Source organism: Massilia sp. WG5 (genome assembly GCF_001412595.2).
Lineage (GTDB): Bacteria > Pseudomonadota > Gammaproteobacteria > Burkholderiales > Burkholderiaceae_D > Telluria.
In genome coordinates this window covers 5,967,462-5,990,828 of record NZ_CP012640.2, presented here as the reverse complement: position 1 = coordinate 5,990,828, position 23,367 = coordinate 5,967,462, and the positions used below count along the sequence as shown (strand labels likewise).

At 70.9% G+C, this 23,367-nt stretch carries 24 protein-coding genes; 8 read left to right on the top strand and 16 right to left on the bottom strand.

Annotation, left to right across the window (positions count from 1 at the left end; genetic code table 11):
- Positions 1 to 49: 49 nt before the first annotated feature.
- The 5 genes from AM586_RS26800 to AM586_RS26780 all read right to left on the bottom strand — a co-directional run bounded on the left by AM586_RS26800 (position 50) and on the right by AM586_RS26780 (position 7,258).
- Positions 50 to 1,075: a hypothetical protein gene (locus AM586_RS26800; protein ID WP_047822863.1), complete on the bottom strand. Its 1,026-nt coding sequence runs from the start codon at positions 1,073 to 1,075 to the stop codon at positions 50 to 52.
- Positions 1,072 to 2,139 carry a hypothetical protein gene (locus tag AM586_RS26795; RefSeq protein WP_047822862.1) on the bottom strand — a complete coding sequence of 356 codons (1,068 nt, stop codon included), beginning with the start codon at positions 2,137 to 2,139 and terminating at the stop codon, positions 1,072 to 1,074. The genes AM586_RS26800 and AM586_RS26795 overlap by 4 nt, the downstream gene beginning before the upstream one ends.
- 7 nt (positions 2,140 to 2,146) lie before the next feature.
- Positions 2,147 to 2,728, bottom strand: a complete 582-nt coding sequence (locus AM586_RS26790; protein ID WP_047822860.1) for a hypothetical protein — start codon at positions 2,726 to 2,728, stop codon at positions 2,147 to 2,149.
- Entirely contained in the window at positions 2,725 to 4,020 is a 1,296-nt protein-coding gene (locus tag AM586_RS26785; RefSeq protein ID WP_047822859.1) for a hypothetical protein, read from the bottom strand. The genes AM586_RS26790 and AM586_RS26785 overlap by 4 nt, the downstream gene beginning before the upstream one ends.
- A gap of 91 nt (positions 4,021 to 4,111) precedes the next feature.
- A complete protein-coding gene (locus AM586_RS26780) occupies positions 4,112 to 7,258 on the bottom strand; it encodes a penicillin-binding transpeptidase domain-containing protein (RefSeq protein ID WP_060566819.1) in 3,147 nt (1,048 codons plus the stop codon).
- Between the two features lie 198 nt (positions 7,259 to 7,456).
- On the opposite strand from AM586_RS26780, the gene AM586_RS26775 reads away from it, so the two are divergent.
- From AM586_RS26775 to AM586_RS26750, 6 genes are all read left to right on the top strand, one after another.
- A complete protein-coding gene (locus AM586_RS26775; RefSeq protein WP_060566817.1) occupies positions 7,457 to 7,684 on the top strand; it encodes a hypothetical protein in 228 nt (75 codons plus the stop codon).
- Between the two features lie 281 nt (positions 7,685 to 7,965).
- Positions 7,966 to 8,526, top strand: coding sequence for a YXWGXW repeat-containing protein (locus AM586_RS26770; RefSeq protein WP_047822831.1), 561 nt, complete (start codon positions 7,966 to 7,968; stop codon positions 8,524 to 8,526).
- A gap of 69 nt (positions 8,527 to 8,595) precedes the next feature.
- Positions 8,596 to 9,276 carry a ribonuclease HI family protein gene (locus AM586_RS26765; RefSeq protein WP_047822829.1) on the top strand — a complete coding sequence of 227 codons (681 nt, stop codon included), beginning with the start codon at positions 8,596 to 8,598 and terminating at the stop codon, positions 9,274 to 9,276.
- On the top strand, positions 9,263 to 9,925 hold the full coding sequence (locus tag AM586_RS26760; protein WP_047822827.1) for an HD domain-containing protein: 663 nt from the start codon (positions 9,263 to 9,265) through the stop codon (positions 9,923 to 9,925). Before AM586_RS26765 ends, AM586_RS26760 begins: the two co-directional genes overlap by 14 nt.
- A gap of 66 nt (positions 9,926 to 9,991) precedes the next feature.
- Positions 9,992 to 11,224, top strand: coding sequence for a TCR/Tet family MFS transporter (locus AM586_RS26755; RefSeq protein WP_047822825.1), 1,233 nt, complete (start codon positions 9,992 to 9,994; stop codon positions 11,222 to 11,224).
- Complete coding sequence (locus AM586_RS26750; protein WP_229411056.1) at positions 11,221 to 12,129, top strand: EamA family transporter; 909 nt, start codon at positions 11,221 to 11,223, stop codon at positions 12,127 to 12,129. The genes AM586_RS26755 and AM586_RS26750 overlap by 4 nt, the downstream gene beginning before the upstream one ends.
- A gap of 112 nt (positions 12,130 to 12,241) precedes the next feature.
- Here AM586_RS26750 and AM586_RS26745 read toward each other — a convergent pair whose 3' ends face one another.
- The 5 genes from AM586_RS26745 to AM586_RS26725 are packed head-to-tail and all read right to left on the bottom strand — an operon-like array spanning position 12,242 to position 15,447.
- A complete protein-coding gene (locus tag AM586_RS26745; protein ID WP_047822855.1) occupies positions 12,242 to 13,210 on the bottom strand; it encodes a threo-3-hydroxy-L-aspartate ammonia-lyase in 969 nt (322 codons plus the stop codon).
- Between the two features lie 15 nt (positions 13,211 to 13,225).
- The gene (locus tag AM586_RS26740; RefSeq protein WP_047822823.1) at positions 13,226 to 13,867 is read right to left on the bottom strand and encodes a transcriptional regulator; all 642 of its coding nucleotides are present in this window, start codon (positions 13,865 to 13,867) and stop codon (positions 13,226 to 13,228) included.
- Positions 13,868 to 14,422, bottom strand: a complete 555-nt coding sequence (locus tag AM586_RS26735; RefSeq protein WP_047822822.1) for a gamma carbonic anhydrase family protein — start codon at positions 14,420 to 14,422, stop codon at positions 13,868 to 13,870.
- Positions 14,423 to 14,479: 57 nt separating this feature from the next.
- A complete protein-coding gene (gene map / locus AM586_RS26730) occupies positions 14,480 to 15,238 on the bottom strand; it encodes a type I methionyl aminopeptidase (RefSeq protein WP_047822820.1) in 759 nt (252 codons plus the stop codon).
- On the bottom strand, positions 15,235 to 15,447 hold the full coding sequence (locus AM586_RS26725; RefSeq protein WP_047822853.1) for a ParD-like family protein: 213 nt from the start codon (positions 15,445 to 15,447) through the stop codon (positions 15,235 to 15,237). The genes map and AM586_RS26725 overlap by 4 nt, the downstream gene beginning before the upstream one ends.
- A gap of 180 nt (positions 15,448 to 15,627) precedes the next feature.
- On the opposite strand from AM586_RS26725, the gene AM586_RS26720 reads away from it, so the two are divergent.
- Both AM586_RS26720 and AM586_RS26715 read left to right on the top strand, forming a co-directional pair.
- Entirely contained in the window at positions 15,628 to 16,899 is a 1,272-nt protein-coding gene (locus AM586_RS26720) for a cyanophycinase (protein WP_052233326.1), read from the top strand.
- Positions 16,900 to 16,911: 12 nt separating this feature from the next.
- The gene (locus AM586_RS26715) at positions 16,912 to 17,343 is read left to right on the top strand and encodes an HIT family protein (RefSeq protein ID WP_047822818.1); all 432 of its coding nucleotides are present in this window, start codon (positions 16,912 to 16,914) and stop codon (positions 17,341 to 17,343) included.
- Between the two features lie 6 nt (positions 17,344 to 17,349).
- On the opposite strand, the gene AM586_RS26710 is transcribed toward AM586_RS26715, so the two are convergent.
- The 6 genes from AM586_RS26710 to AM586_RS26685 are packed head-to-tail and all read right to left on the bottom strand — an operon-like array spanning position 17,350 to position 23,360.
- Entirely contained in the window at positions 17,350 to 17,745 is a 396-nt protein-coding gene (locus AM586_RS26710; protein ID WP_047822849.1) for a RidA family protein, read from the bottom strand.
- Positions 17,745 to 18,902: an acyl-CoA dehydrogenase family protein gene (locus AM586_RS26705; protein ID WP_047822816.1), complete on the bottom strand. Its 1,158-nt coding sequence runs from the start codon at positions 18,900 to 18,902 to the stop codon at positions 17,745 to 17,747. Before AM586_RS26705 ends, AM586_RS26710 begins: the two co-directional genes overlap by 1 nt.
- 1 nt (position 18,903) lies before the next feature.
- A complete protein-coding gene (locus AM586_RS26700) occupies positions 18,904 to 19,758 on the bottom strand; it encodes an enoyl-CoA hydratase family protein (RefSeq protein ID WP_047822814.1) in 855 nt (284 codons plus the stop codon).
- A gap of 25 nt (positions 19,759 to 19,783) precedes the next feature.
- Entirely contained in the window at positions 19,784 to 20,188 is a 405-nt protein-coding gene (locus tag AM586_RS26695) for a MarR family winged helix-turn-helix transcriptional regulator (protein ID WP_082439848.1), read from the bottom strand.
- Positions 20,189 to 20,229: 41 nt separating this feature from the next.
- Positions 20,230 to 20,985, bottom strand: a complete 756-nt coding sequence (locus AM586_RS26690) for an SDR family NAD(P)-dependent oxidoreductase (RefSeq protein ID WP_047822810.1) — start codon at positions 20,983 to 20,985, stop codon at positions 20,230 to 20,232.
- Complete coding sequence (locus AM586_RS26685; RefSeq protein WP_047822808.1) at positions 20,985 to 23,360, bottom strand: bifunctional salicylyl-CoA 5-hydroxylase/oxidoreductase; 2,376 nt, start codon at positions 23,358 to 23,360, stop codon at positions 20,985 to 20,987. Before AM586_RS26685 ends, AM586_RS26690 begins: the two co-directional genes overlap by 1 nt.
- Between the last annotated feature and the right edge of the window lie 7 nt (positions 23,361 to 23,367).

The window sequence follows — 23,367 nt, the reverse complement described above, 5'->3', positions numbered from 1 at the left end:
CCGGCCTGTTGTACGCACGGCAATCGTGCGCCGCACCGGACCGGATACGTCAAATGATCCCGATCCGCTCCACGCAGGCGGCGCTCGCCCCCTGCGCGCGCAGCTGTTCCATGAAGCCCGCCGGCAGCTGCTCGTGCCAGGCGCGCGGCAGCAGGATGCGGTCGCCCGGTCCGGCCTCGCGCAGCAGCAGCGCGCACTTCGGCTCGACGCCGGCGACCGTATCGACCCGGCCGGCATGCCAGGCGCTGGAACAGCCGCTGGCGATCAGGCGCCCGCGCGGCACGAACTCGCGACCGCGCGCCAGGCGGTCCGCCATCACCAGCGCCAGTTCCCAGGAATTGCCGGCGAAGGCTTCCGGGCCGAAGCGCACCACCGTGCGCCAGCGGCCCAGCGCGCGCCCGTCGAAGTGGCGCGCGCCCGCCAGGACCTGGCGCACCGCAAGCTGGCGCGCCGCATCCTGCCCCGGCGCGGCGATGGCCTGTTCTTCGTCCGGCGCCGCCTGCCCCGCGTGCCGGGCGAGCGGATGCACGCTGACCTCGACCCAGCCCAGGCCGCCCTCTTCGCCGCTGTGCAGCGGGAACCAGGCGCGCGCGCTGGACACCGCGGCGGCCGGATCGGCATGTCCGCTCAGCAGCCCCAGGTGCGGCAAGCCGCCGGGGCCGCCCAGCACCGCGTCTGCAGGCAGGGCGCGCGCCGCAGCCTCGAGGGTATTCCCGTCCACGCGCCCGCACTCCCAGGCGTCGGACCAGCCGTTCGCCAGCAGCGCGGAACGGGGCCGCAACAGGCCGCGCACCATGCGGTCGGCCAGCACCGCCGCCAGTTCCCAGCCACGGTCCCCATCCGGGGGGCGGCGGTCGAGGCTGAGCACGACCTGGTCGCGGCTGTCGAAGGACGGCTCGGTCAGGCGCGCCAGGCGCACCAGCTGCTGCATCTGCGCGGCCAGGCGCGGGTCGTCCGGGACCGCGCATTTGAGCTCGGCACGGCCGGCGCGCGGGCGGCGCGTGGCCGTCAGCGTCAGCAGCGAGCCGTCGGCCAGCGGGCAGCGGCACTGGAAGGTGTCGGGCGCCTGGTTCATGGCTGCTCCCCTTCCTCATGCGTGCTGCGCCGTGCGGCGCAATCCGCCTCCAGGTTGGCGACGATGCGCTCGGCCTCGCCATACAGCTGCGGCAGCGCGGCCTCGCCGGCCTGGCGCAGCCGCGCCAGCAGGGCCCAGGCCTCGTCCAGCGAGACGCAGGCGCGCCGGCTGTGGCGCGCGCGGCGCAGCCGGCTGTCCAGCGCCAGCACCTGCCCCGGCGCCGCCAGCTCCAGCGCCGGCATCGCGTTGACGCCCACCGACACCAGGTCCAGGCGCTGCAGCAGGGCCTGCTGGCGCTGGAACTGCTCCTGGGCGGCCGGCATCGCCGCCAGCCGCAGCCCGCACATCAGGCAGGGCAGTTCCAGGAACAGGCGGCGCAGCGCCTTCTTGTCTTCGACGGCCGGATCGAAACGCCCGGCGGCGGCCGTCGCCGTCTCGGGCGCAGGCGCGGGCGACGCCGGCACCCCGGCCTCGGGTTCGGCCCGCGCCTGCAGCCGCGCCGCCAGTTCGCGCGCATAGTCGCGCGAGTCGCCGAGGTCGACCGGCACGCAATCGTCCACCGTCACACCGAAGCGCATGTAGAGCAGCTGGTTCAGGCCCTGGCGGAAGGCGTTCCACTCGTCCAGCGTGGTGCAGGGCGGCAGCTCCAGGCCGCCGGTCGCCAGTTCGTGGCGCAGCGCGGCTTCGATCGCGGCGCTCAGCGCCGCCAGGTCCAGGCTTCCCTCCACCTCGGAGGCCAGGTAGAGGTCGAAGCGCTGCTGCGACGCCTGGGGGTCGGGCGCGTCGACGGCGAAACTGGTGCGCAGCCCGATCTCCGGCGCCGATTCGAAAGGCTGCAGGTCGGCGCTGTAGGGCCCCGGATGGAAGGCGTACGCCGTCTCGCCCGGCCGCGCTTCGATACGGCGCGCGGCCTGCAGTCGGCGTGTGCGGCCGTCGGTGCCGACCACCACGGCCTGGCAGGCGGCGGGCGGTGCGGCCCCGGCCGGGATCGCGAGCGCGACCACGGTGCGGCCCAGTTCGCAAGCCGCGTCGGGCGCCGCGGCGCGCTTGAAGAATCCGAGCATCACGTCCTCATCCCGGTAGTGCTTCGACGCTGAAGGCGGCGCCGGCCGCCTGCAGGTGGCTGGCGGGCGGATCGCCGAACGGCCAGGCGGCTTCGCATTCGCCGTCGGCGTCCAGCCGCCCTTCCAGGATGGTGCGGCCGGCGCCGTCCAGCACCCGCAGCGGCGCGCGCGCCGCCAGCAGGGCCGGCGCGAACGGCGCATCGGCCGCCATCTGCAGGATCGTCCGCCAGCCGGCGCGGTCGGCCACCAGGTGCAGGGTAAACCAGCCGTCGTCGGTGCGCAGGGATTCCAGCTCCCCGCCGCTGGCCGCGCGCAGGCGTCCGCGGCTGCCCCGCCAGGCCGGCGGCCCGGCCTCGGCAGCCTGCGCGGCGCGTCCTTCGTTGGCCAGCTGGCGCAGGCGGCGCAGGGTCAGCGGCGAAGCCTGCAGGGCGGCGCGTTCGCCCGCCGTCAGCGGCCGGCTGCCGTCCAGCGCGGCGCGCAGGGTCGCATCATGCAGCACCAGGCGGTCGCCCTCGACGCGCCGGCCCAGCAGCAGGCCTTCCTGCAGGCGGCGCTCGAGAATAGTCGCTGCCGTGGTCTTCGTGTTCATCCCCTTCTCCTCATGGTAGCCGCCTGCAGGCGGGCGATCGCCGCATCCCGGCGCTTGCGCAGGGTCGGCAGCGATACCTGGGCCAGGCCGGCCAGCTGCTGCATGGTCGGCAGCTCGCCGGTGGCCGGGTCGCGCCAGGCGTCCGGATAACTGTCGTCGCCAGGTCCCAGCAGCTTCGCGTACACGGCAAGGCGCAGCACCAGGCCGTCCGCGGCCAGCTCGCGCGCCAGCCAGCCGGACCGGTCCTCCCCCTCGCCCGCTGCCTGCAGATAGCCGGGGGGCAGTGAAACCGCCGCCGCCAGCACTTCCAGTTGCGGGTCGTGGGCGGGAAGCGGCCCGGGCTCCGGCTCGGCTTCGGCGGCAAGCTCCGCATCCAGCGCATCTTCGCGCGCTTCCAGGATCAGGTCGGGGCCCGGCGTGGCCGCATCCTCCGACGCCTGCAGTATGCGCCAGTAGTCTTCCACCCACAGCGCGGCGTCGTCGCGGTCCTGCAGCCAGTCGCGGTCGCGGTTCGAGGACAGCGCTTCGTAATCGCCGATCTCGGCCAGCATGGCGGCGATCTTGTCCGGCGACCCCTTCAGGCTGGCGAAGCGCTTCGAGCGGGTGTGCAGCGGTCCCACGCTGCCGGCAAAAGCTTCCAGGCTCTCGCTCCAGCGCAGCACCCAGTCGGCGCGGCAGTCGGCAATCGAACGCAGCTGGCGCACTTCGATGGGGCTGCCGTGCAGCTCGCGCCCGAGGATGGCGCCGACCTGGGCGCGGTGCTGCTCCCAGCCGGCGAACAGGCGCGCGATCTCGCCGTAGGCCGTGTCCAGCATGCGGTAGGCGTACATGCGGTTCGGGCTGCAGGGACGGCCGCAAGCCGCCTGGTAGTTGTCGGCGTCGACCTTGTCGCGCAGGACCGCGTACATATCGTTCACCTTCTTGCGCAGCAGGGCTTCGCCGCCGGCATCGACCCGGAAAGCATCGATGCGCGCGGCCTCGGCCCTCAGCGCGGCCACGAAGGCATGCCAGTCGCCGGGCCGGGCCTGCAGTTCGTACAGCAGGGCCAGGGCCAGTTCGAGCACCGTGTCGCCATAGGCGTTGCCGGCGGCCCGGGCGCGCGGCGTATGGCGCGCCTGGCGCAGGCGTTCGCCGGTCAGCTCGACGTAGTCAGGCAGGGTCTCGTCGGCCGCGGCCGGGTCCAGCAGGCGCGTACAGCCGCAGGCGCGCAGCGCCGCCAGCGAGCATTGCCCCAGCAGCTTGCGCACTTCCTCCCAGCCCGGCTCCTGGTACCGGGTTCCCGGCAAACGCATACCATCCTCTTTCTTGTGTCTCGAATAAATAATGCCATACAAACACACGATAGAGGCGCGCTGATGGGCGGAAATCACCCCTTAATTCCGGCTATGGCGTCCATTTATTTTCTTGCAAGTAACGCAGGACGGCGGCCGCGACCGGCGCCGCATGGCCGCCGCCGGTCTCGCCCGAGCGGCTGACGAACACGGCGAAGGCCAGCCGGTGCGCCTGCCCCGGCAGGCTGCGGGGTTCCAGCCAGCCGGTGAACCAGACCGTGGCCAGCTCGCCGTCGCCGACCGGCGCGGTGCCGGTCTTGCCGTACAGGCCGCGGCGCAGCGCCGCCAGCTCGGGCGCGCGGAAGGCGCCGGAGGCGGTGCCGCTGTCGATCACACCCTTCATGCCGGCGCGGATGCGGTCCAGGCGCACCTCCAGCGCCGGACCCGGCCGCTCGTCGGCCTTGCGCCCGTCCAGGTCCGCCAGCAGGCGTGGATGGACCACATGGCCCTCGCCGACCGCCGCCGCCACCAGCGCCATCTGCAGCGGCGTGGCCTGCATGCGCAGCCCGATCGCCATCTGGCGCAGCTCGTGGCGGGTATGCACCGGATCGATGCCGCTGGGGCTGGCCTGCAGCGCATCCCAGGCCGACCAGGGGTAATCGGCCGGCAGCAGGCCGCCGTCCAGGCGCAGCGCCTGGCCGAAGCCGAGCCGGCGCGCCATCGCGACGATCGGGCGGACCTGGTCCAGCGCGCCCGGCGTCAGGGGCTGCAGGTCGGGCGCGCCGCCCTCGGGACGGCCGAGCAGGCTGCGGTCGGACAGCTCGCTGGTCCAGGCGAACCAGGTGTTCAGGCTGTAGGTCAGCGCCTGCTGCAGGCCGAGACGGCCATCCTGGGCGCGCCGGTCCAGCCCCTGGTCGCGGAAATTGGTGATGCGGGCGCGCGCGTCGACCGGATACGTGGGCGCATCGGTGCGGAAGGCGAAACCGCGCGCGGCGGCGGTGGCGTTGATGGCGGCCAGCGGCTCGCCGGCCAGCAGCGCGTCGAGCCGGGCGTCCTGGCGCGCCGCCAGTTCCAGCCCGAGGGCGCTGACGATCTTGAAGGTCGAGCCGGGACTGCGCTCGGCGCCACCGTCGTGCTGGAAGGCAGGCAGGCGCAGCGGGCTGGAGGCCGGGTCGATGCGGTCGAAGTCGCGCGCTTCAAGCCAGTTGGCGGCATCGACCTGGCCGGCGCCGGCGCCGGCCGCGGCCAGCACCGCGCCGCTGTCGGCATCCAGCAGCACCATGCCGGCCTGGCGCCCGGCCGGCGGCGCGCTCCCGCCGCTGCAATGGCGGCCATCCCAGGCGCCGCGCCGCATCGCGATGCAATCGAGCGCGGCCTGGCTTGCCGCCTGCAGGTCGAGGTCGAGCGTCAGGCTGGCGCGGTGGCCGGCGCCGCCCGGCAGGCGCGCCAGCATGCCCGCCACGCTGTTGGCATGCCCGGCCCGCACGCCCAGCAGCGGCGCCAGCCCGGCCTGGCGCGCGGCCTCGCTCGGCGCGCCGTCGCTCCACAGGCTGCGGCCGCGGCGGTCCAGCAGCGCCACCGCGGCCGGCGCCGCCGCACGATGTCCCTGCCCGGCCGGCAACGCCTGCCACGCAAGCGCGCCCTCCCGCAGCACGATGTGGCGGTAGCGCGCGTCGCCGGGGGCGGCCAGCGCCTCCATGCCGAGCGGCGCGGCGTCCAGCACCAGTTCCTGCGCGCCGGGTTCGGGCGCCAGATCGAGCACCTGCACCTCGTCCGGCCGCGTGCAGGCACGGCCGCCGCAAGCCGGTGCGCTCGATGCCAGCCGCGCGCCGCTGACGCCGAGCAGGCGCCCGACCAGCATCAGCTGGACCCTGGCGTTCGCCGGCGCCGGAGCGGCGAGCTGCAGGCGCAGCCGCGCGCGCGCGCCGCCGAGCGGCCAGGCGGCCACCCGCTGCCAGCCGCCCCAGCCCTCCGGCATGCGGGCGAACAGCCGGGTCGCGGCGGCCGGCAGGTCGCGCGCCAGCGGCGCCGGCGCCCCGCCCGCCTCGATGCGCCAGCGGCCGGCGTCGCCGGAGGGACGCAGGCGCCAGGCCAGCAGCCGGCGCTCGCTGTTGAAGATGCGGACCTGCTCGCGCACGAAGTCGCCGTCGGCATGGCGGTAGAGGCGCTCGAGCAGGCGCTGGGTGTCGCCGTCGATGGCGACCCCGTCCCAGCCGGCGCTTCCGCCGGCGCGGCCCTGCGCGCGCCAGGCGGCCAGGTCAGGCGGCGCCAGCTCGGCCAGGCCGTCGGCTTTCATGCGCAGCAGGCCGCGCGCCAGCAGGCTGTCGAACAGGCGCTGGTCTTCGAGCGCCGGCGAGGCGGCCGCCGGCACCCGGTAATCGCCCGGCGCCAGCCAGGTCTCGACCGGGGCGCCGGCCGCCGGGAAGGCCAGCGCCAGCGCGCGGCCCGGCTGCGACGGCGACGGCACCGCCGGCCGGTACAGCTGCAGCACCAGCTCGCCCGCCGCGCAGGCGCCGGCGGGACGGCGCAGGAAGCGCAGGGCTTCCTGCTCCCACAGCAGCCAGCCCTGGCGGCCGAGCCGCGCCTGCCCAGTGGTCGCCGCCTGGTAGACCGTTCCCTGGTCGCCGACCCAGCGCGCCGCATGGCCTTCCCAGCGCAGCTCGGGCGCGGCGGCGCTGCCGCCCAGCTGGACGCGCGGCATGGCCTCTTCCGCCAGGACCACGTTGCGAAGCGGGACCGGGGCGCTTGCCCCGGACTTGCCTGCGGCCAGGGCCGCGACCTCGTCGAAGCGTACGCCGATCCGCAGCGGCAGCAGGCGGCCGCGGGCCGGGTCGAGCATCTGGCTGCACAGGTCGATGTGCCTGGCCGGCTCGGCGCGCAGGCCGGACAGGATCAGCAGCGCCGCGCCGCCATGCGGCTCGAGCACGAGCGCCGGGCCGGGCGGCACCGTGAAGGCGGCGCCCGGCAGCACCGGCTGCAGCGCCACCGGTCCGGCCGGCCCGCTGGCCGCCGCTTCGCCCGAGGCCGCCACCCAGCGCGCATGCACGCCGATCGTGACGGCGCCGGCCAGGGCCAGCAGGCAGCAGGCCAGGCCCAGCCAGCGCAGCGCGGCCGGGCGCGCCGCCGGGCTCGATGCCGCCTGCCGCGTGCGCCCCTGCGCCCGCCCCTGCGGCCGCGTACGCGCCTGTCCCGCCCGCAGGTTGCGCGCGCGCCGCCAGCGCGCCTGCCCCGCCGCCAGTGCACCGAATACGCCGATCATGCCTGTTCTCCCGCTTGTTCCTGTCGAGCGCACCTAGCCGGGGGCGACAGAAAAGCCGGCGCCTTCGGCGACGGTTTTTCGCACTTCATCCCGCGTTTTTTGCGGCCTGTCGCAAGCCGCTGGAGACCCGCTGCGGGCACGGATACAGTGCACACATCGAAGCACGATTCATCAACCCGACATCAAAGGAGAAACATCATGAACGTCCTCAAACACATGGAAGCCGCCTTCATCCTGTCGCTCAGCGTCGCCGGCGTGGCGAGCGTGGCGGTCGATGCGATTCCGCCGGCCCAGGCCAGCATCGCGGTCCGCACCGCGGCCGCCGTCGATCCGAGCCTGCCGGTCGTGCACGTGGTTGCGAAACGCATGAGCGACGCCGAGAAACGCCAGTCGCTGCAGGCTGAGCGCGCCGGGAGCCGTACTTGAGCGCCGGCGACCGCGGGCGGCCCCGGCATCCCCGCCGGAACCGGCCCGCGGCCCGCTGAGCCGCTTCCTACTTCCGCTTCCTTCCTCCGCTTTACCCCCGCTGCAATCCCCTCCAGGTTTTCCCTCGTCGATCCCGCCGATGTCGCGCCCAGGCGTCACGAAACGGCTGAAATCTGTTTCATGTGTAAGCAACTTTTTCAGGCACGTACAGCCGGTTCGCAGCGAGCTATAGTGGACTCGTCGAAAACGCATCTTGATCCGCACCGGACTGGAGACCTACCATGAAACGTACCCTCGCCCTTGCCGCACTGATCCTTGCCGGCGCCGCCGCGGCCCCGCTGCCCTCGCTTGCCGCGAGCAATGTCAGCCTGTTCATCGGCACCGCGCCGCCGGCCCCGGTGTATGAACGCGTACCGGCAGCCCGCCCCGGCTATGTGTGGGCGCCGGGCTACTGGAACTGGAACGGCCACCGCCACGTCTGGGCGCCGGGCTACTGGGTCGTCGAACGTCCGGGCTATGTCTACAATGCACCGGTGTGGTACCAGGACAATGGCGGCTGGGCCATGCGACCTGCGCGCTGGTCAGCCTACGGCGGCTACGACCGCGGCTATGAGCGTGCCTATGGCCGCGACCGCGACCGCGACGGCATTCCGGACCGCTACGAATATCGACGCGGCTGGGACCGCGACCGCGACGGCATCCCCGACCGTTACGAGCACCATGGCGGCGGCCGCTGGGACGAAGACCGCGACGGCGTGCCGAACCGCTATGACCGCGACCGCGACGGCGATGGCGTCCCGAACCGCTACGACCGCCGTCCGGACAATCCCTACCGCCGTTGATCTGCCTCAGTTTGATCGCAAAAGCGCCGCATTGCCGGCGCTTTTGCCGTTTTCGGGTATCCTCGCGGCATGATTGAGCTTTTCCGTCTTCAACAAATCGCCTACAAGGGCGAACGCGCGGCCAGCCGGCGCCTGGCCGCCTCTGCCGGCATGTCCGACGAGCAAGCCCTGCGCCGCACCCTCGAACTGAAAGCCGGCAAGGCCGGGCTGGCGGCGCTGGTCGATGCCCGCAGCGCCGAGCAGCTGGCGCAAGCCGGCCGCAGCGCCGCGCGCGAAGCCATCCGCGCCGACGCGCGCGCCCGCCATGCCCGGCGCCACGATGGCCTGCCGACCGCCTGGCGCGCCTGGTTCGACGGCTCGGCACGGCCGAATCCGGGCCGCTGCGGGATCGGCGCCCGCCTCGAGGGCCCGGACGGCGCCGTCGAGATCTCCCGGGCGGCCGGCTACGGCAACAGCAGCGAGGCCGAGTACCGCGCCCTGATCGCCCTGCTGGAAGCGGCCGTCGCGCGCGGCGTGTCCGGCATCACGGTATATGGCGACAGCCAGGTCGTGATCGGCGACGTGAGCGGTCCCGACATCGACGCGGCGCCCGCCCTGCGCGAATACCGCGATGCGGCGCGCGCCCTGATGGCCCGCATCGACGGGCTGGCGCTGCGCTGGGTGCCGCGCCACAAGAATGCCCAGGCCGACGCGCTGTCGCAGCGCGCCTTCGACCACACGACCGATTCCGGAACCGATGCAACTGAATAAAGAAGAACTCGCAGCCTGGCGCACCCGCCTGGCCGCCCTCGCCATGGAATGCACCGCCGGCGACCTCGACGGCGCGCACGACGCCAGCCACCTCGACCGGGTCTGGCGCAATGCGCAGGCCATCCTGTGCGACTATCCGGAAGCCGACGTGCTGGTGGTGCTGGCGGCCTGCTACCTGCACGACCTGGTCAACCTGCCGAAGAACGACCCGGCCCGCGCCCAAGCCTCGCGCCGCTCGGCCATGCTGGCGCGCGAACGGCTGGGGGACCTCGGCTTCCCGTCGCAGAAGCTGGATGCGACCGCGCATGCGATCGAGGCCCACAGCTTCTCGGCCGGGATCGCCCCGCGCACGCTGGAGGCGCGCATCGTGCAGGACGCCGACCGCCTCGACGGCCTGGGTGCGGTCGGGCTGGCGCGCATGTTCTACATCGCCGGCCGGATGGGCAGCAGCCTGGCCCACGGCAGCGACCCGCTGGCGACCGGGCGGCCGCTCGACGACCAGGCCTGGTCGCTCGACCACATCCCGGTCAAGCTGGCGCGCCTGCCCGGCATGATGCAGACCGCGGCCGGACGCCGGCTGGGCGAAGAGCGCCTGCGCATGCTGATGGCGTTCCGCCAGGCCTTTGCGGCGGAGTGGAGCGGCGCTTAAAAGCCTTTCTTGACGGTCAGGCAACAGTGCTACCATAAGGGTTTCCGTATCCGTGACGGCGATCCCATGACCAGCACCGCGACCCTCGCCAGGCCTTCGGCCGGCAAGCTGAACTTCGTCTTGATCTGCGTGTTCATCGACATGCTGGGGATCGGCCTGATCGTGCCGGTGCTGCCGGCCCTGGTCGGCGAGTTCGTCCACGGCCGCGAGCAGCAGGCCATGTGGTACGGGATCCTGTCGGCCACCTTCGGGCTGATGCAGTTCCTGTTCATGCCGATGGTCGGCGCCGTCAGCGACCGCCTCGGGCGCCGCCCGGTCCTGCTGTATTCGATGGCCGGCATGGGCATCAACTTCCTGACCACGGCCTGGGCCCCGAACCTGGCCTGCCTGTTCATCGGCCGGGTGATCGGCGGCGCGTCCTCGGCCAGCATGTCGGTGGCGATGGCCTATGCCTCGGACGTCACCGGCCCCGACGAGCGCGCCAGGAGCTTCGGCAAGATCGGCGCCGCCTTCGGCTTCGGCTTCGTCTGCGGCCCGATGCTGGGCGGCCTGCTCGGAAATATCTCGCTGCACCTGCCCTTCTACGTCGCCGCCGGACTCTCGGCCGCCAACTTCGTGTACGGCTTCCTGGCGGTGCCGGAATCGCTGCCGCCCGGGAACCGCAAACCCTTCAAGCTGCGGGATATCCACCCCTTCGGCGGCCTGGCGCGGCTGGCGCGACGCCGCCAGATCCGCGGCCTGGTGCTGGTCGTGGTGCTGGTGACCTTCGCCCAGATGATGCTGCAGTCGACCTGGGTGCTGTACACCAGCTTCCGCTTCGGCTGGACCCCGCGCGACAACGGCATCGCGATGTTCTGCGTGGGCGCGGCCAACATCGTGGTGCAGGCCGGCCTGCTGGCGGCGCTGATCCGGCGCTTCGGCGAGGTGCGCCTGTCGCTGCTCGGCCTGGCCTCGGGGGCCATCACCTATGCGCTGTACGGCCTCGCCACCCAGGGCTGGATGATGTACGTCTTCATCCTGTGCAACCTGCTGGCCTTCGCCGCCGGACCGGCCCTGCAGGGCATCATCTCGAAGACCGCCGGCCCCGGCGAACAGGGAGAGCTGATGGGCTCCCTGCAATCGGTGGGCAGCCTGGGCGTGATCCTGATGCCGCTGCTCGGCAGCTTCCTGCTGGGCGCGGCCAGCCACCTGCCGCCGCAGGACTGGCGCGTTGGCGGCCCCTTCTTCGTGTGCGCGGCAATGCAGGCGCTGGCGATCGTGGTGGCGCAGCGCTACTTCCGCTCGCACAAGCAGGCGTGACGGCGGCGATTCCTCCCTTCGTGATCGCGGCGGTGCTGGGCGCCGCGCTGCTGCACGCGACCTGGAATGCCCTGGTCAAGGGCCGCAGCCGGCAGGGTGGGCTGCAGGGCGATCCGCTGCCCTCGACCGTGCTGGTGGTGTTCGGCGGCGCCCTGGCGAGCGCCCTGCTGCTGCCCTTCATGCAGGCGCCGGCGTCCGCCAGCTGGCCCTTCATCGGCGCGTCGAGCCTGACCCAGGTGGCGTACTACCTGCTGCTGATCCAGGCCTACAGGCACGGCGACATGAGCCACGCCTACCCGCTGATGCGCGGCAGCGCGCCGCTGCTGGTGGCGCTGGCGAATGGCCTGCTGACCGGCGAACGGCTGAACGGCGGGCAGTGGCTGGCGGTCTGCCTGATCTGCGGCGGGGTGCTGGCGATGATGCTGGCCGCGCGCACGCCGCAGGCATTGCGGGGATTGCAGGCATCGCAGGCGCGCGGGCGCCAGCGCCGCTCGACCCTGTTCGCGCTGGCGACCGCCTGCGTGATCGCGGTCTACACCATGATCGACGGCGCCGGCGTGCGCCGCTCGGGCGCGCCGGCCGCCTACACGATGTGGATCTTCCTGCTGACCGGAACGGCGCTGGCGGCGTGGGCGGCACGCTCGCGCGGCGCGGAGATGCTGCGCCTGGCCGGCGCGCGGCCGCTGCTGCTGCCGGTGGGCGGCGTCAGCACCCTCGGCTCCTACGGCATCGCACTGTGGGCGATGACGCTGGCGCCGGTGGCGGCCATCGCCGCGCTGCGCGAAACCTCGATCCTGTTCGCCACCGCGATCGCCGCGCTGGTCCTGCGCGAGCGCGTCGGACGGTGGCGGCTGCTGGCGGCCTGCCTGATCGCCTGCGGGGCGGTGGCGATGCGGCTGGCTTAGAGCCCCTAACAAAACCTCCATAGCTGCGTTGCAGCGCCTCGCCGTACGCTCGTACTGTCTTCGGCGCTGCGCCTTGCCCTGAAGGTTTTGTTAGGGGCTCTTAGCCGGTTCTTTAGCCGGCCAGGAAGCCGCCCAGGCGCGCCAGGTCGATATTGCCGCCGCTGACCAGGATGCCGATCCGCTTGCCGCGCAAGCCATCCTTCATGCGGCGCGCCGCCGCGAAGCCGAGGCAGCCGGTCGGCTCGACCACGATCTTCATGCGCTCGGCGAAGAAACGCATGCAGTCCAGCAGTTCCTCGTCCGAGGCGGTCAGGATGTCGTCGACCTGGTCGCGGATGATCGGGAAGGTGATGTTGCCGAGATGCTGGGTCTGGGCGCCGTCGGCGATCGTCTTGGGCGTGTCGATGTGGACGATGGCGCCGGAACGGAAAGACTGCTGGCCGTCGTTGCCGGCCTCCGGCTCGACGCCGTACAGCCGGCACTGCGGCGCCAGCGCCCGGGTCGCGAGCGCCGAACCGGCGAGCAGGCCGCCGCCGCCCAGCGGGACGAAGAAGGCGTCCAGTGCGCCGGCTTCGCTGAACAGCTCGCGGGCGGCGGTGCCCTGGCCCGCGATCACGTCCGCGTGGTCGTAGGGCGGGATCAGGGTCAGGCCATGCTTTTGCGCGAGCTCGCGGCCGATCTGCTCGCGGTCCTCCTTGTAGCGGTCGTAGATCACGACCTGGCCGCCGTAGCCCTTGGTGGCGGCGACCTTCGCGGCGGGCGCATCGTGCGGCATCACGATCGTGGCCGGCATGCCGAGCAGCCTGGCCGCCAGCGCGATGGCCTGGGCATGGTTACCCGACGAGAAAGCGACCACGCCGGCGCGGCGCTGTTCGGGCGTGAACTTCGACAGCGCGTTGTAGGCGCCGCGGAACTTGAAGGCCCCCATGCGCTGCATGTTCTCGCATTTGAAGAACACCTCGGCGCCGAATTCTTGGTTGACGGTGCGCGAGGTCAGGACCGGGGTCTGGTTGGCGGCGCCGGCAATGCGGCCGGCCGCCTGGACCACGTCTTCATAGGTCGGCAAAACAGGGGTAGTCATCTGCATGTTCTCCATTTACTTGATGTCGTTGTAGGCGGTGGCGCGCGAGACGCCGAGGTGGGCGGCGGCGATCTCGATGGCGCGCCGGACTTCGAGGAAGCCGCCGGCCTTCAGTTCCCGCATCAGCGCGCGGCGTTCGCCGGCCTTTAGCAGTTGCGGCGACGAAGCCAGGCTCGCGGCAACCAGGTCGATGCGCCGGCGGATCGCGTCGGCGTTGACCGGGTCGAGCGATTCCGCGACCGGGGATGCATCGGTGGCGTTGAATTGTTCGAGCGCGTTCTGCATCGAGCGGAACAGCGTCAGGTCCACGTTCAGGCACAGCGCCGCCACATAGCGCCCCTCGGCGTCCCGGATGCCGATCGAGGTGCTCTTGGCCGGGCGGCCGTCGGCGAACTGGTTGCCGTAGTTGGCGACGATCTGCGGATAGTCCTTGTCGGCGATGCGCGCCAGGCCGATCTCCGTCGCCGGATCGCTGGGTGCGCGGCCGGACAGGTTGTTGTGGATGGCGAGCACCGCGTGCTCCGGATCGCGCAGGTCGTGCACCACCACTTCGCAGAAGGGCGCGAAGGTCCGCGCCAGTCCCTGCGCGATCTGCTCGACCTGCTCGATCAGGGAGGCCTGCTGCGCCTGCAGCCGGTCGCGTGGCGTCCTGGCCATTCAGGCGCGGTCCGCCGCGTTCAGGTAGTTGTCCTTGACCCGCACGTAGTGCTCGGCCGAGTAGCGCAGCCAGCCGACTTCCGCCTCGGTGAGGGGCCGGACTCTCACGGCCGGGCGGCCCGTATACAGGAAACCGCTTTCCAGCGTCTTGCCGGGCGCAACCAGGCTGCCGGCGCCGAGCATGACGCGGTCGGGAATCACGACGTCGTCCATCACGATGCTGCCCATGCCGACCAGGACCTCGTTGCCGATCCGGCAGCCGTGCAGGACCACCGAGTGCCCCACGGTGACGTAATCGCCGATGACGAGGGGCGAACCCTGCGGCTTGTGCGGCGTCCTGTGGGACACGTGTCCCATCGTGAGGTCCTGGATGTTGGAGCAGGTCCCGATCACGATGTCGTTGACGTCGCCACGCAGCACGGCGTTGCACCAGACCGAGGAATCGGCGCCCAGGCGCACATTGCCGATGACCTGGGCCGACGGATGGATGTACACCCGTTCGGCGAGCTGCGGCGTGGCGTCGAGGTAGGCCTGGAGATTTGCGGGAACAGGCATCGCGGGTCCTTCAGTGTGTCGATGAAGGAGATATCTTGTCCAATCCTGGACTTTTTGTCAAATCTCGTCGGACCGCAGGGTCAGGACCCGCACCCCATGCCGGGTCACGGCCACGGTATGTTCGAACTGCGCCGACAGCTTGCCGTCGCGCGTCACCACCGTCCAGCCATCGGCTTCGGTCAGCACCGCGTCGCGGCCCTGGTTCAGCATCGGCTCGATGGTGAACGCCATGCCCTCGCGCAGCACCAGGCCGGTCTCGGGCCGGCCCCAGTGCAGAACCTGCGGCTCCTCGTGCATCTCGCGCCCGATGCCATGGCCGCAGTATTCCCGCACCACCGAATAGCCGTGGCGGCGCGCGTGGCGCTCGATCGCATGGCCGACGTCGCCCAGCCTGGCGCCTGGACGCACCGCCCGGATGCCCTTCCACATCGCCTCGTAGGTCACCTGCACCAGCCGCCGGGCCGGCGCCTGGACCTCGCCGACCAGATAGGTCTTGCTGGAGTCCGCGATGTAGCCATTTTTCTCGAGCGTGATATCGAAGTTCACGATATCCCCGCTTTTCAGGATCTCGGTCGCGGAAGGCACGCCATGGCACACCACATGGTTGCGCGAGGAATTCAAGGTGTAGGCGTAGCCGTACTGCCCCTTGCTGGCCGGGCGCGCCTTGAACTCGTCGACGATCAGGCGCTCGGCCAGGTCGTTTACCTGCATGGTCGACATGCCGATCAGGTCCAGCTTGTCCAGGTGGCCGAACACCGCCGCCAGCAGCCTGCCCGATTCCGCCATCAGATTGATTTCTTCCGGACGCTTGATCATGAGGCGGCCGCTTTCGGCGCCAGCGCCTCGACCCCGGCCTCCCTCAGCTCGCGCACGACGATCTCATTGAAACTCTGGGTCGGGTGCATCTCGCACAGCATGCCGATCTTGATCCAGAAGGCGGCCTGCGCGTTGATCGAGCGGCAGGACACCCCGCTCGCCTTGCGGATCTGGTCGTGCAGTTCGTCGTCGATATTCACGATACCCATCATATGCTCCAAATATGTTCCATATACGGAGTATATACACATCATATACCGAGCTGCAAGCCTGCCGCGTCAGCGACAGCGTTGCATTCGCGACAATCGGCGTATTTATATTTCGATAAATCTGCTAAGGTTTCGAGGCGAGCCCGGCAGGCTCACCGATCACTTTTCCGCGGAGGTTTCATGAAGTTCCGTCAGCAGACCCTGTGCGCCGCACTGTTCGTCCTCGTGTCGGCCTCGAATGCCGCGACGGCGGGGAAAGGCTATACCTATTCCTATCTCGGGAATCCGGAGTCGAGCGCCGTCTCGGCCAGGCCGGTCTCCTGCGTGCAGGGCGCCTGCAGTCCCTCGGTCGCCCTGGTCGGCGGCGGCTATGACGTCGGCGAAGCCTTCCGCTGGATGATCGCCCGCGCCGGCGTCTCGAAAACCACCGGCGGGCGCTTCGTGATCATCCGCGCCACCGGCACCGATGCCTACAACCCCTACATCTACAGCCGCCTCGGGCAGGTCGACAGCACCAGCCCCAGGGGCTATGAAACGGTCGGCGGCGCCGACCTGGGGCTGACGTCGGTCGAAACCCTGGTCATCCCGAGCCGCGCGGCGGCCGAGGACCCCTTCGTGCTGAAGGTCGTCGGGCGCGCCAGCGCCATCTTCATCGCCGGCGGCGACCAGGCCGATTACTACAACTACTGGCAGAGCACCTCCCTGAACACCCTGATCCAGAAAGCGATTGCGGCCGGGATCCCGGTCGGCGGCACCAGCGCCGGCACCGCGATGCTGGGCCAGTACGCCTTCGCGGCCCTGAACGGCGCCGTCGAATCGCCGGCGGCGCTGGGCGATCCGTTCAACAAATACGTCACGCTCGACCCGCTGAACACCTCGTCGAAGAAGTTCGTCCAGACCGGCAGCTTCGTGGACATCGCAGCGCTGGCCAGGACCGTCACCGACACGCATTTCAACACGCGCGACCGCCTCGGCCGCCTGTTCTCCTTCGTGGCCCGGGTCGGCAATGGCTGCAGCGGCGGCGTGGTCAACTACGGCGAGGTCGCCGGCATCGGCATCGACGAGGAAACCGCGCTGCTGATCTCGGGCGCGCCGGGCAGCGCCAGGGCGGAACTGGCGGCGAACCCGTACAACGCCGAGAACACGAACCCGCTCTACACCGCGCAGAATTCCGCCTACTTCGTGAAGTACACCGGTGCGCCGGCGCAGTGCGTGGCCGGCAAGCCGCTGGTCGACAACAGCGGCATCCAGGTCTACCGCCTGAGCGCGCAGCCGGCCAAGTCCTCTCCCTACCCGTCGGCGCCGCAGTACAGCTTCAAGGCGAGCGCTTCGTTCAACACCTCCAACTGGAACTCGCAAACCGTGCAGACCTACAACGACGGCTCCTCGCTGAACGGCCCGTATTACTACGGCACGGCGGGCGGCGCGGTGCTGGGCAATGCGGTGCGCTGAGTCTTGCCACGCATGAGCTACGATCAACAAAACCCTTTCGCCCGCATCCTGCGCGGCGAACTCCCCTCGATCCGGCTGTACGAAGACGAGGCCACCATCGCGATCATGGACATCATGCCGCAGGCCGACGGCCATGTCCTCGTGATCCCGAAGGAAGCGGCGGTCGAGCTGTTCGAACTGTCCGACGAGAGCGCCGCGGCCTGCATCCGCACCACCAGGCGCCTGGCGACCGCGGTCAAGGCGGCCATGAAGGCGCCCGGCATCATGGTCGCCCAGTTCAACGGCAGCGCGGCCGGCCAGACCGTGCCGCACGTGCACTTCCATATCGTCCCGCGGCACGAAGCGGCGGCCCTGCGGCCGCACGCCCGCGATACCGCGGACATGGCGCACCTGAAGGAGATCGCGGCGCGCATCATCGCCGCCCTCCCGGACGGCGCAGCCTGACGCGGCTCAGGTTTCCGGCAGCACCGCCGTCACCTCGATCTCGACCCGCGCCCGATCCTCGATCAGGGCGCGGACTTCGACCGCGGTCATCGCCGGGTAATGCTTGCCGATGATTTCCCGGTAGGCCGCGCCCAGCGCGCCGGACGCCGCCAGGTACTCGCGCTTGTCGAGCACGTACCAGGTCATGCGCACGATGTGCTGCGGTCCGGCGCCCGCTTCGCGCAGCACCTCGACCACGTTCAGCAGCGCCTGGCGCGCCTGCGCGGCGAAATCGTCGCTCTCGAAATGGCCGCCGGCGTTCCAGCCGATCATCCCGCTCACGAAAATCTGGCGCCCGCTGGCGGCGACGCCGTTCGAATAGCCGCGCGGACGCGGCCAGCCCGGTGGCTGCAGAATATCCATCATGGCGCTTCCTTCGCTTCCTTCAGCAGTTCGCGCGCGATGATCAGCTGCTGCACCTCGGTCGCGCCCTCGTAGATGCGCAGCGCGCGGATCTCCCGGTAGAGCTGCTCGGCCGGATGGCCGCTGGTCACGCCCAGGCCGCCGAACATCTGCACCGCCGCGTCGATCACCTGCTGGGCCGATTCGGTCGCCGTCATCTTGGCCATCGCCGCTTCCTTGGTCACCTTCCCGCCGCGGTCGCGCTGCCAGGCGGCGCGGTAGGTCAGCAGCGCGCTGGCGTCGATCCTGGTCGCCATCTCCGCCAGCTTCGCCTGGGTCAGCTGGAAGTCCGAAAGAAGCTGGCCGAACATCCGGCGCGAGGTGGCAAGCGCCAGCGCCTCGTCGAAGGCGCGCCGCGCGAAGCCCAGCGCGGCGGCCGCCACCGAGGTGCGGAACACGTCCAGGGTCGCCATCGCCACCTTGAAGCCCTGCCCCGCTTCGCCGATGCGCCGGCTGGCCGGAATCCTGCAGCCCTCGAAGCGCAGGCGCGCCAGCGGATGCGGCGCGATCACCTCGATGCGCTCGGCGATCGCGAAGCCGGGCGTGCCGGCGTCGACCACGAAGGCGCTGATGCCGCGCGCGCCGGGCGCCTCGCCGGTGCGTGCGAACACCACGTAGAAGTCGGCGATGCCGCCGTTCGAGATCCAGGTCTTCTCGCCATCCAGCACGTAGGCGTCGCCATCCAGCCGTGCCGCGCACTGCATCGCCGCCACATCCGAGCCGGCGCCCGGTTCGGACAGTGCGAAGGCGGCGATCGCCTCGCCGCGCGCGACCCGCGGCAGGTAATGCTCGCGCAGGCCTTCGGCGCCGAACAGGCTGATCGCGCCCGAGCCGAGTCCCTGCATGGCGAAGGCGAAGTCGGCGAGGCCGTTATGCCGCGCCAGGGTCTCGCGGATCAGGCAGATCGCGCGTGTATCGACTCCGTGCGCGTCGGCGGCGATCGCATGGCGCAGCCAGCCGCCCTCGCCCAGCAGGCGCACCAGCCGGCGGCAATCCGCATCGACGTCGGCGCCGTGCAGGCCGCGCACGTTCTGTGCAGCCCATTCGTCCAGCGCGCTTTCGAGGTCGAGGTGGCGGCCGTCGAAGAAGGGCCACTCCAGGTAGCGTTTGTCCGCCATCTCAGTCTCCCTCGAAGACCGGTTTCTGCTTCGCCACGAAGGCGTGGTAGGCGCGATGGAAATCGTTGGTCGCCATGCAGATCGCCTGGGCCTGGGCCTCGGCCTCGATGGCCTCGTCGATCCCCATGCTCCACTCCTGCTGCAGCATCTTCTTGGTCATGCCGTGCGCGAAAACCGGCCCGTCGGCCAGGCTGCGGGCGAGAAGCTGCGCCTCGGCCAGCACCGCATCCGGCTCGCACAGGCGGTTATAGAAGCCCCAGCGCTCGCCCTCCTCGGCCGACATCGCGCGTCCGGTGTACAGCAGCTCCGCCGCCCGCCCCTGGCCGATCAGGCGCGGCAGGATCGAGCAGGCGCCCATGTCGCAGCCGGCCAGGCCGACGCGCGTGAACAGGAAGGCGGTCCTGGTGCGCGGTGTCGCGAAACGCAGGTCGGAAGCCATCGCCAGGATCGCACCGGCGCCCGCGCAGACGCCGTCGACCGCCGCCACGATCGGCTGCGGGCAGGCGCGCATCGCCTTGACGGCGTCGCCGGTCATGCGGGTGAAGGCCAGCAGGCCGGGCATGTCGAGCTTGGTCAGCGGGCCGATGATCTCGTGGACGTCGCCGCCGGAGCAGAAATTCCCGCCGCTGCCGGCGATCACCACCGCCTTGACGTCGTCCGCATACGCCAGCGCGCGGAACAGGTCGCGCAGCTCGGCATAAGAGTCGAAGGTCAGCGGGTTCTTGCGCTCCGGGCGGTCGAGGGTGATGGTGGCGACGCCGTTCGCGGCCTCGTAGCGGAAATGTTCGGCGTGGTAGCTCGAGAGCTGCGCGCGGTTGCGCGGCAGCGAATGCGGCTCGCCCTGCAGGTAACGCATGGTGTTCTCCTAATCCTGTATTTGCCTACTCTTGGTCCTTCAGGCGCTGCTTCATGGTGTCGAGCAGCGAAATCATGGTCGCGATGTCCTCGACGGGCACCTCGCTGAACAGCTCCGCCACCCAGTCTTCGTGGACGGCGGCCATCTCGGCAAAGGCGGCCTGGCCCTGCGGCGTGAGCTTCAGCACGAAGGCGCGCCCGTCCTGCGGGTCGGGCGCGCGCGCCACCAGCCCTTCGCGTTCAAGCTGGCCGGCGATGCCGGTGACGTTGCCGCCGGTGACCATCATCCGTTTCGACAGCTCGCCCATCCGCAGCCCCGCCGGCTGGCGCTCCAGCTGGGCCATCAGGTCGAAGCGCGGCAGCGTGATGCCGAAGGCGGTACGCAGGCGGCTGCGGACCGCGTTCTCGACCCGCGTGGTGCAGCCCAGCATGCGCAGCCAGAGCTTGAGCGCCTGGTGCTGCTCGCGCGCCTTCACAGCACTTCCCCGCCGGCCACCGCGATGGCCTGGCCGTTCATGGCCGCCGCCGCCGGCATGCACAGCATCGTCACCGCGTGCGCGACTTCCTCCGGCTGCACCAGCCGTCCCTGCGGATTGGCGGCCGCCAGCTCGGCGCGCGCCTGCGCTTCCGTGCGGCCGGTCTTGCGCACGATGTTGGCGATGGCCTCGCGCACGATATCGGTCTCGGTGTAGCCCGGACAGACCGCGTTCACGGTGATGCCTTTGGTGGCCAGCTCCAGCGCCAGCGCGCGCGTGAGGCCGACCAGGCCGTGCTTGGCGGCGCAATAGGCGGCCACGTAGCGGTAGCCCGTCAGCCCGGCCGTGGAGGCGACGTTGACGATGCGCCCCCAGCGCGCCTCAAGCATCGACGGCAGCGCCGCCTGGATGCAGCGATAGGCGCCCGTGAGGTTCACCTCCAGCATGCCCTGCCACAGGGCTTCGTCGGTCCGCAGGAAGGGGCTCGAGCTGGCCTGGCCGGCGTTGTTGACCAGGATGTCGACCGTGCCGGCGCGTTCGAAAGCCGCGGCCACGCTGGCCTGGTCGGCCACGTCCGCCAGCTGCCATGCCGCAGCGGCGCCGAGTTGGCCAGCGGCCGCTTCCAGCGCCGCCGCGTCGCGCGCCATCAGCGTGACGCGCGCGCCCTGCTCCGCCAGGCTGCGCGCGATCGCCAGCCCGATGCCCCGGCTGGCGCCCGTCACCACGGCGTGTTTTCCGCTCAGGGTATCCATCAGCCCTCCAGCAGCCTGGCCGCCACCTGCTGCGGCGACAAGCCCGTGCTCGCCGCCGCGATCTGGCGCTCGCGCTCCAGGTTGCGCTCCAACTGGGCCTTGCCGGGCAAGTACTGCTTCGGCCAGGCGATCGCGTTGAAACCGATCTTCGCCGCCTCGTGCAGGGTCCAGGCCGGATCGGCCAGGTGCGGGCGGCCCACCGCGCACAGGTCGGCGCGCCCCGCCGCGATGATGCTGTTGGCGTGGTCGGCCTCGAAGATCGAGCCGACCGCGATGGCGGGAATGCCGGCCTCGTTGCGGATGCGGTCGGCGAAGGGCGTCTGGTACATGCGGCCGAACAGCGGCTTTTCCTGCTTGCTGACCTGGCCCGAGGAGCAGTCGATCATGTCGGCGCCGGCTTCCTTTAACAGGCGCGCGATCGCGACCGCGTCCGCGGGCGTGATGCCGCCCTCGACCCAGTCGTGGGCCGAAATGCGCACGCTCATCGGTTTGTCCGCGGGCCAGGCGGCGCGCATCGCGCGGAACACGCGCAGCGGATAGCGGCAGCGGTTTCCCAGGCTGCCGCCGTATTCGTCGGTACGCCGGTTGGTGAGCGGCGAGATGAAGGACGACAGCAGGTAGCCATGCGCGCAGTGCAGCTCCAGCCAGTCGAAGCCCGCCTCGTCGCAAGCCTGCGTGGCGCGCACGAAGTCGGCTTCGATCCGGTCCATGTCGTCCGCGGTGGCGGCGCGCGCCAGCTGCGAGACGCCCGGCAAATACTGCTCTTCCGAGGCCGCGACCAGGGGCCAGTTCCCGTCCAGCAGCGGCTGGTCGATGCCCTCCCACATCACGCGCGTCGAGCCTTTCGGACCGGCGTGGCCGAGCTGGATGCCGATCTTCGCGTCGCTCTGGCCATGCACGAAGTCGACGATGCGCTTCCAGGCCGCGGTGTGCGCGGGCGTGTACATCCCCGGGCAGCTCGGGGTAATGCGCGCGTCGGCCGAGACGCAGGTCATCTCGGCGAACACCAGCGCCGCCCCGCCCAGCGCGCGCGCGCCCAGGTGGACCAGGTGGTAGTCGCCGGGTACGCCGTCGACCGCCGAATACTGCGCCATCGGCGACACCGCGATGCGGTTCTTCAGCACCAGCCCGCGCACCCGCCAGGGAGTGAGCATGGGCGGCACCCGCGCGCCGGCAGGCATCTGCACCTCCGCCTGCGCGCAGGCGCGGCGCGCGAACCAGTCCTCGAAACGCGCCACGTAGCCGGGATCGCGCAGGCGCAGGTTCTCGTGCGAGATGCGCTGGCTGCGCGTCAGCATCGAGTACGCGAACTGCTCGGCCTCGAGGGCGCTGTAGCGTTCGACGTTCTCGAACCATTCCATCGAATTGCGCGCCGCCGACTGGATCTTCAGCACCTCGACCGAGCGGCTGGCCTGGTAGGCGTCCAGGGCGGCGCGCGGATCGCCGGGACGGGCGGCAAAACAGCGCGCCAGTTCGATCGCATCCTCCAGCGCCAGCTTGGTGCCGGAACCGATCGAGAAGTGCGCCGTATGCGCGGCGTCGCCCATCAGCACCACCGGCACGCCGGCATGCCAGTGCACCCACTGTTCGCAGACGATGCGCGGGAAGGCGATCCAGATGCCGGCGCCGCGCAGGTGGCCGGCGTTCGACAGCAAGGGATGCCCGTCCAGGTGGTCGGCGAACAGGCGCTCGCAGAAGGCGATCGCATCGCCCTGCGGCATGTCGGCCAGGCCGGCCCTGCGCCACACTTCTTCCGGCGTCTCGACGATGAAGGTCGAGGTGTCGCCGTCGAACTGGTAGATGTGGGCCTGGAACCAGCCGTGCTCCGTCTCCTTGAACACGAAGGTGAAGGCGTCGAATTTCTTTTTCGTTCCCAGCCAGACGAAGCGGCAGCGCCGAGTCTCGACCGCGGGCCGGAACACGTCGGCATAGCGCGTGCGGATGCGGCTGTTCAGGCCATCGGCGGCGATCACCAGGTCGGCGTGGTAGCGCGCGGCGAGGAGCTGGTCGTCCTGCACGTCGGTCTCGAACACCAGCTCCACTTTCAATTCCTCGCAGCGCTGCTGCAGGATGTTCAGCAGGCGCTTGCGGCCGATGCCGCAGAAGCCGTGCCCGCCCGAGCTGACGCGGCTGCCCCTGTAGAAGACGTCGATGTCGTCCCAGTGATTGAAGGCCTGCAGGATCGCGCGCGCGGTCGGCTCGTCGCTCTCCGCGAGATTGCCGAGCGTCTGGTCCGAGAACACCACGCCCCAGCCGAAGGTGTCGTAGGGCCGGTTGCGCTCGACGACCACGACGCGATGCTGCGGATCCTGCTTTTTCATCAGCAGGGCGAAATACAGGCCGGCCGGTCCGCCGCCAATGCACACGATATTCATACGATGT